7 protein-coding genes are annotated in these 7,719 nt (G+C 65.9%); 5 read left to right on the top strand and 2 right to left on the bottom strand.

Features of this window, described 5'->3' with window-relative positions; translation table 11 throughout:
* Together QN350_RS18410 and QN350_RS18405 are read right to left on the bottom strand one after the other, a co-directional pair.
* Nucleotides 1-598, bottom strand: a 598-nt coding sequence (locus QN350_RS18410) for a CPBP family intramembrane glutamic endopeptidase (protein WP_323517081.1), incomplete at its 3' end; no start/stop codon positions are given.
* Nucleotides 595-990, bottom strand: coding sequence for a DUF393 domain-containing protein (locus QN350_RS18405; RefSeq protein ID WP_322139315.1), 396 nt, complete (start codon nt 988-990; stop codon nt 595-597). The genes QN350_RS18405 and QN350_RS18410, both read right to left, overlap by 4 nt.
* Nucleotides 991-1,227: 237 nt before the next feature.
* On the opposite strand from QN350_RS18405, the gene QN350_RS18400 reads away from it, so the two are divergent.
* The 5 genes from QN350_RS18400 to QN350_RS18380 form a co-directional block, all read left to right on the top strand.
* Entirely contained in the window at nt 1,228-2,841 is a 1,614-nt protein-coding gene (locus tag QN350_RS18400) for an ABC transporter substrate-binding protein (RefSeq protein ID WP_322139316.1), read from the top strand.
* Between the two features lie 124 nt (nt 2,842-2,965).
* A complete protein-coding gene (locus tag QN350_RS18395) occupies nt 2,966-3,895 on the top strand; it encodes an ABC transporter permease (RefSeq protein ID WP_134449527.1) in 930 nt (309 codons plus the stop codon).
* A complete protein-coding gene (locus QN350_RS18390; RefSeq protein WP_134559103.1) occupies nt 3,885-4,832 on the top strand; it encodes an ABC transporter permease in 948 nt (315 codons plus the stop codon). The genes QN350_RS18395 and QN350_RS18390 overlap by 11 nt, the downstream gene beginning before the upstream one ends.
* Nucleotides 4,829-6,577: a dipeptide ABC transporter ATP-binding protein gene (locus tag QN350_RS18385; RefSeq protein WP_281534318.1), complete on the top strand. Its 1,749-nt coding sequence runs from the start codon at nt 4,829-4,831 to the stop codon at nt 6,575-6,577. Before QN350_RS18390 ends, QN350_RS18385 begins: the two co-directional genes overlap by 4 nt.
* Nucleotides 6,578-6,810: 233 nt before the next feature.
* A partial coding sequence (locus tag QN350_RS18380) for a GTP-binding protein (RefSeq protein WP_323517080.1) occupies nt 6,811-7,719 on the top strand: 909 nt, incomplete at its 3' end.

Genomic DNA, 7,719 nt, shown 5'->3' with positions numbered 1-7,719 from the left:
CCTGGTACAGGTGGTAGCTGCCGCGGAGAAGTGCGGATGCCGTGATGATCGTCCAGGTCGACCAGCCGAGTTCCCTGAGCCGGATGAACAGGTAGCCGACGACGATGAGTTCCTCGCTGAGCGCGGCGCGCACCGCGGAGAACAGCAGGATCGGGATCGTCCACCAGAACGTGTCGATGGGGGAGGCGACGACCGCGACCGTGATGCCGAGCGCCCGCCCGGCGAGGTACAGGCCGAGGCCGGGGATGCCGATCGCGAGCACGAGCAGGATTCCCGCCGTGACGTCGCGCCCCGGCCGGGTCAGGTCGAAGCCGAGCCGCCGGAAACTGCTCGACCCGGGCCGCCAGAGCAGGTAGAGCACGAGGGCGACGGCGAAGAGCTCGAAGAAGATGCCGAGGAACTGGTAGGTGAAGTCGAGCCATTCTCTGGTCGACTGCGAGCCGTTGATGGTCGTCGACTGGTTGCCGAGTGGGGTCGTGTCGGTCAGGCGCGCGATGATCGACACGATCGAATAGACCGCGGATGCCCCGAGCGACAAACCGAGGACGATGACGACTTCCCAGGCCAGTCGCGCCCGGTTCAGGCTCCTGGCGGTCACTCGGCCGGCTTCATCCGGCAGGCGGGGGTCCCGCCGGGCAGACGGTGCCGGTTGCGGGCCACGACGCGATAGCCGGCTTCCGCGGCCCACGACCACGGCGGCACGCTGCCGAGCCAGCCGAGAAAACGCAGCCCGGGAGCCGGCTGGTGGCGGAGCATGGTGGACACCGCTGCGGCCCCACCGTGACGGCGTCCCGCGGAGTCGACGAGCCAGACGCGGGAGCGGGCATCCGCTTCGGTGAGCCCGTACGCCGGGAGATCGGTCCACTGGTACGGCGAAGCGTCCGGCATCACGGGCAGCAGGCGGCGCATCCACCCGACGGCGGTCGTGCAGAATGCACAGTCACCATCGAAGATGAGAAGTGACGCGCGCGCACGGGTAGCAGTAACCATGGATCTATCCTCGCATCGATAAAAGCGTGGCGCGGCTGCGCGCGTTCCCCGCGCAATCGCGCGAGTTTCGGCGAAAGAAAGTCCGTTTGCGCAACGAATTTGCGCAAGATGTTTCGTCGAGGTAACGATTCCATCCGCGATTGTGCTTTTGGCTCAGTGAATACTTAGGGTCGAAAGTATCTGAGGCGTCTTCGCGGTCCCGAATCGCGCGGCGTTTCCCTGCGCACTGGAGGAAAATTGAAAATCAGGAGACTGGGCATTTCTGCCATCGCTCTGGCCACCGCGGGAGCGCTCATGCTCTCCGGTTGTGCAAGCGGTTCGACGACACCCGCCAAGACGGGTGACGCGAAAGCCATCATCTCGACCAACGGCAGCGAACCGCAGAACCCGTTGATCACGACGAACACCACCGAAACCGGTGGCGGCAAGATTATGACCTCGATCTACGCCGGACTGGTGTCCTACGACGCCAAGGGCGAGGGCAAGAACGAGGTCGCCAAGTCGATCTCGGCCGACGACGCACAGCACTGGACCATCACGCTCAACACCGGGTGGAAGTTCACCAACGGCGAGGCCGTCACGTCCAAGTCGTTCGTCGACGCCTGGAACTACGGGGCCAAGTTCAGCAACACGCAGAGCGCCTCCTACTTCTTCGACGACATCGAAGGCTTCTCCTACGACGCCGACACCGAGCTCACCGGGCTCAAGGTCGTCGACGACACGACCTTCACCGTCACGCTCGCATCTCCTGAGGCCGACTGGCCGCTGCGCCTCGGCTACACGGCCTTCATGCCGCTGCCGTCCGTCGCATACACCGACATGGCGGCATTCGGTGAGAACCCGATCGGCGACGGCCCGTACATGCTCGCCAAGACCGGCGCGTGGGAGCACAACGTCAAGATCGACCTCATCACGAACCCCGAGTACAAGGGCCTGCGCACCCCCGCCAACGGCGGCCTGAGCATCGTCTTCTACTCCTCGACGGATGCCGCATACGCCGACGTGCAGGGTGGAAACCTCGACGTCCTCGACGCCGTCCCCGACTCCGCGTTCGCGACCTACCAGACTGACTTCCCGGAGCGATTCGTGAACCAGCCGGCCGCGATCTTCCAGGCCTTCAACATGCCGTACTACCTCGAGCACTGGAGTGGCGAAGAGGGCAAGCTGCGTCGCGCGGCCATCTCCATGGCCATCGACCGCAAGGAAATCACGGACGTCATCTTCCAGGGCACCCGCACCCCCGCGACCGACTTCACCTCGCCGGTCATCGCGGGTTACTCCGACTCCCTCGACGGTTCCGACGTGTTGAAGTTCAACAAGGAAGAAGCCGTCAAGGACTGGGCCGCCGCTGACAAGATCTCCCCGTACACCGGCACCTTCGACATCGCGTACAATGCAGACGGCGGACACGCCGCCTGGGTCGACGCCGTGGCCAACAGCATCAAGAACACCCTCGGCATCGACGCAGTCGGCAAGCCGTACGCGACCTTCAAGGCTGCTCTCGCCGACCGCAAGGCGCACAAGCTGACCGGTGCCACCCGCGCCGGATGGCAGGGCGACTACCCCTCGATGTACAACTTCCTCGCGCCGCTGTACCAGACCGGTGCCGGCTCGAACTACGAGCAGTACAGCAGCACCGAGTTCGACACCCTCCTCAAGGAGGGTTCGGCAGCGAAGTCCGTCGACGACGCGACCGCGAAGTACGTGGCGGCCCAGGAAGTCCTGCTCAAGGACCTTCCGACCATCCCGCTCTGGTACTCCAACGTGACCGCCGTCTGGTCCGACAAGGTTGAGAACGTCGTCTTCGGCTGGGATTCCGCGCCGCTGTACAACGAAATCACCAAGGGCTAACTCCACAAAATAAGACCCAGTTTCATGCGGAGCGATGCCCGGGGCACTCAGTCCCGGGCATCGCTCGCTAGACTCGACCAGTGATTGTGATCCTTATGTCCGTTCGTTCCAGCGCGGGAACCTGATGCTCTGGTACACCGGCAAACGCCTGCTCCAGATGATCCCGGTATTCTTCGGCGCCACCTTCCTCATCTACTTCATGGTGTTCTCCCTCCCCGGAGACCCCATCGCTGCACTCTTCGGTGACCGGCAACCGGCACCCGGCGTGATCGAACAGCTCCGCATCCAGTACCACCTGGACCAGCCGTTCATCGTGCAGTACCTCATCTACATCGGCGGGTTCTTCCACGGAGACCTCGGCACCACGTACTCCGGTCGTGCTGTTTCCGACGTGATGGCCGCCGCCTTCCCGATCACCGCCCGGCTCGCGCTTCTCGCGCTGTTCTTTGAGTCCGTCGCCGGCATCCTCGTCGGCCTCGTCGCCGGGCTGCGCAAGGGCAAGCTCTTCGACGCGAGCGCCCTCGTCGTCAGCCTGCTGCTGATCAGCGTGCCGACGTTCGTGATCGGCTTCATCCTGCAGTACGTGTTCGCGGTCAAGCTCGGCTGGGCCCGCACGACGGTCAGCAGCGAAGCGCCGCTCTCCGAGCTCGTGTTGCCCGCCATCGTGCTCGCATCCGTCTCGTTCGCGTACATCGTCCGCCTCACCCGGGCGAGCGTCTCAGAGAACCTCGGCGCCGACTTCGTGCGCACCGCCACGGCGAAGGGCCTGTCGCGCCGGCGGGTCGTCACCGTGCACGTGCTCAGGAACTCGCTCGTCCCCGTCGTCACCTTCCTCGGAGTCGACCTCGGCTCCCTCATGGTGGGCGCGATCGTGACAGAGGGCATCTTCAACATCAACGGTGTCGGCGGCACCGTCTACAAGGCGATCAAGCTCGGCGAGGGACCGACCGTGGTCTCGTTCATCGCCGTCATGGTCGTGATCTTCGTGCTGGCGAACCTGCTCGTCGACCTGCTGTACGCAGCCCTGGACCCGAGGATTCGTTATGCCAAGTAACCGGAACACGCAGCCGCACTTCGTCGCGGCTCTCGACGACACCCCCGTCGCGGCGGTCGACCGCCTCGACGAGACCGAGAAGGCCCGCAGCACATGGGCGGATGCCTGGGAGTCGCTGCGCGGCAAACCCAGCTTCTGGATCTCCTCCGTCCTCATCCTGCTGATCGTGATCGTGGCGCTTTTCCCCGGGATCTTCACACAGGTGCCGCCGGACCAGAACTGCCTGCTCGCCAACAGCAACAAGGGTCCTGAAGAGGGACACCTGCTCGGCTTCACCCGGCAGGGCTGTGACGTGTACTCGCGGATGATCCACGGCACCCAGGCCTCCGTCACCGTCGGCCTGCTCGCAACCGTCATCGTCACGCTCTTCGGCGTAGTCGTGGGAGCCCTCGCCGGCTACTACGGCGGCGTCTTCGACGCGATCGTCTCCCGGATCGGCGACATCTTCTTCGCCGTCCCGACCGTCCTCGGCGCCATCGTGCTCATGTCGGTTCTCCCGGACCGCACCCCGGTCACGATCGCCCTCGTGCTGTCGATCTTCGCCTGGCCCCAGATTGCGCGGATCATGCGCGGCTCCGTGCTCTCGGCGCGGAATTCCGACTACGTCACGGCGTCCATCGCCCTCGGCGTCTCGAAGTTCCGGATCCTCGTCCGTCACGTCGTGCCCAACGCGATCGCCCCCGTGATCGTGATCGCCACCGTCTCGCTCGGCACGTTCATCGTCGCCGAGGCGACGCTGTCCTTCCTCGGCATCGGCCTGCCCCCGCAGATCATGTCCTGGGGCAATGACATCAACTCGGCCCAGACCTCGATCCGGACCAACCCGCAGGTGCTGATCTACCCGGCCATCGCCCTGTCCATGACCGTGCTCGCCTTCCTGATGCTCGGCGACGCCGTGCGCGACGCACTCGACCCCGAATCGAGGGCACGCCGATGAGCCAGACCGTGATCGAACCAGTGACCACCGCCGCACGTGACGAGAATTCCCCGCTCCTCGAGATCCGCGACCTCGAGGTCGGCTTCAAGACCCAGCACGGAGTCGTTCCCGCCGTTCGCGGCGTCAACCTCACCCTGTACCCGGGTCAGACCCTCGCGATCGTGGGCGAGTCCGGTTCGGGCAAGACCACGACGGCGCAGGCGATCATCAACCTGCTCGCCAACACCGGCAAGGTGACCGCCGGCCAGATCCTGTTCGAGGGCCGCGATCTCACGACCCTCAAGGCCAAGGAGATGCAGGATGTCCGCGGGCGCCTGATCGGCTACGTCCCCCAGGACCCGATGTCGAACCTCAACCCCGTCTGGAACATCGGCTTCCAGGTCGAGGAAGCGATCCGTGCCAACGGCGTCGCCCAGGGCAAGGCCGCGAAGCTCCGCACGATCGAGGTCCTCAAGGAGGCCGGGCTCAGCGACGCCGAGGACCGGCTCAAGCAGTTCCCGCACCAGTTCTCCGGTGGCATGCGGCAGCGTGTGCTGATCGGCATCGGCCTCTCGGCCCGCCCCAAGCTGCTGATCGCCGACGAGCCGACGTCAGCGCTCGACGTGACCGTCCAGCGCCAGATTCTCGACCACCTCGCCACCCTGACGCGTGACTACGGCACGTCCGTGCTGTTCATCACCCACGACCTCGGCCTCGCCGCCGAGCGCGCGGAGCAGCTCGTCGTGATGTACAAGGGCAAGGTCGTCGAATCCGGTCCCTCCCAGGAGATTCTCGCCAACCCGCAGCATCCGTACACGCAGCGCCTCGTCGCCGCCGCGCCGAGCCTCGCATCGCGGCGCATCCAGTCGGCCAAACATTCCGTCGAGGTCGAAACGGATATTTCCGCCGCGGGCGCGAACGACCAGGTGCTTGTCACCCGCGCGATCGAGCGGGAGCAGGCCGCACCGGCCAAGGACCTGATCTCGGTCCAGGGCATCTCGAAGATGTACCGCATCCGCACCAAGGGATTCAAGTACAACGAGCTGCTCGCGGTCAACGACGTGTCCTTCGGCATCAAAAAGGGCACGACGACCGCGCTCGTCGGCGAGTCCGGCTCCGGCAAGTCCACGGTCGCCAAGCTCATCCTTCAGCTCGAGTCCATCACGAGCGGGCAGATCGAGTTCGACGGCCAGGACGTCGCCGGGCTCAAGGGCGCGGACTTGCTCAAGTTCCGCAGAAGGGTGCAGCCGGTCTTCCAGGACCCGTACGGTTCGCTCGACCCCCAGTACAACGTGGGAAACACGATCGCCGAGCCGTTGCTCGCGCACAAGGTCGGCACGGCGAAGGAGCGACAGGAACGGGTGCGCGAGCTCCTCGACCAGGTCTCCCTGCCCTGGGCCTCCCGGCACCGCTACCCGAGCGAACTCTCGGGCGGCCAGCGACAGCGCATCGCGATCGCCAGGGCGCTCGCGCTCAAGCCCGACGTGCTCGTGCTCGACGAGGCGGTCTCCGCCCTCGACGTGCTCGTGCAGGGCCAGGTGCTCAACCTCCTGACCGAGCTGCAGACGGAACTCGACCTGACCTACCTGTTCATCACCCACGACCTCGCCGTGGTCCGCCTCGTCGCGGACAACGTGTGCGTCATGCAGCAGGGCAGGATCGTCGAGGCCGCGACGACCGACGAGGTCTTCGACAACCCCCGTCAGACCTACACGCAGGAACTGCTCGCCGCGATCCCGGGCGGCAACTTCGAGTTCGGTCGCTAGGTCGACAGTTCCGGCCTCACGGCCGAGGTGCGGGGCGGGGACTGGGGTCCCCGCCCCGTTTCGCCGTTCGGGCGGATGCCCGCGCGGCGCCCGGCCGGGCCACGTCGGGGCTCCCAGCCTCCCGGCAGGGAGAGTGCGGTAGGATTATCCGTTGGGTCGGACCTTGACCACATACATCCATTCTTCGCCGCATCCGTTTGTCCGCGGCATCATTCTTCGTAAGGATTCACTTCATGGCGATTGCCACGCGCAATAACCTCCGAAATGTCGCAATCGTCGCCCACGTCGACCACGGCAAGACCACGCTGGTTGACGCGATGCTCCAGCAGACCAACTCGTTCTCGGACCACTCGCACGTGGACGAGCGCGCGATGGACTCGAACGAGCTCGAGCGCGAAAAGGGCATCACCATCCTCGCCAAGAACACGGCGATCTCGTACAAGGGCATCCACGCCACCGACGGCCCCATCACGATCAACGTGATCGACACCCCCGGCCACGCCGACTTCGGTGGCGAGGTCGAGCGCGGCCTGTCCATGGTCGACGGTGTCGTTCTCCTCGTCGACGCGAGCGAGGGCCCGCTGCCGCAGACCCGCTTCGTGCTGCGCAAGGCGCTCGAGGCCCACCTGCCCGTGATCCTCCTGGTCAACAAGACCGACCGCCCTGACGCGCGCATCGAAGAGGTCGTCGCGGAGAGCCAGGACCTGCTCATCGGCCTCGCGAGCGACATGGCCGACACGCACCCCGACCTCGACCTCGACGCCATCCTCGACGTCCCCGTCGTCTACGCTTCCGGCCGTAATGGCGCCGCGAGCCGCAACCAGCCCGAGAACGGCCAGCTGCCCGACAACGCCGACCTCGAGCCGCTCTTCGAAGCGATCCTCGAGCACATCCCGGCCCCCGTCTACGACGACGAGCACCCGCTCCAGGCCCACGTCACCAACCTCGACGCCTCGCCGTTCCTCGGCCGCCTCGCGCTGCTGCGCGTCTTCCACGGCACGATCCGCAAGGGCCAGACGGTCGCCTGGATCAAGCACGACGGTTCCGTGCACAACGTGCGCGTCACCGAGCTCCTGATCACCAAGGCGCTCGACCGCTACCCGACCGAGAGCGCCCGCCCCCCCCCCCACGTCCCCCGCGCC

Source organism: Cryobacterium sp. 10I5, from assembly GCF_035019865.1.
In the GTDB taxonomy this organism is placed as follows: domain Bacteria; phylum Actinomycetota; class Actinomycetes; order Actinomycetales; family Microbacteriaceae; genus Cryobacterium; species Cryobacterium breve_A.
This window is presented reverse-complemented; position numbering and strand designations above follow the sequence as displayed.

Bases quoted from the DNA above. Each gene is read 5' to 3' on its own strand.
- QN350_RS18405 (WP_322139315.1), bottom strand. From the start codon at position 990: ATGGTTACTGCTACCCGTGCGCGCGCGTCACTTCTCATCTTCGATGGT.
- QN350_RS18395 (WP_134449527.1), top strand. From the start codon at position 2,966: ATGCTCTGGTACACCGGCAAACGCCTGCTCCAGATGATCCCGGTATTC.
- QN350_RS18390 (WP_134559103.1), top strand. From the start codon at position 3,885: ATGCCAAGTAACCGGAACACGCAGCCGCACTTCGTCGCGGCTCTCGAC.
- QN350_RS18385 (WP_281534318.1), top strand. From the start codon at position 4,829: ATGAGCCAGACCGTGATCGAACCAGTGACCACCGCCGCACGTGACGAG.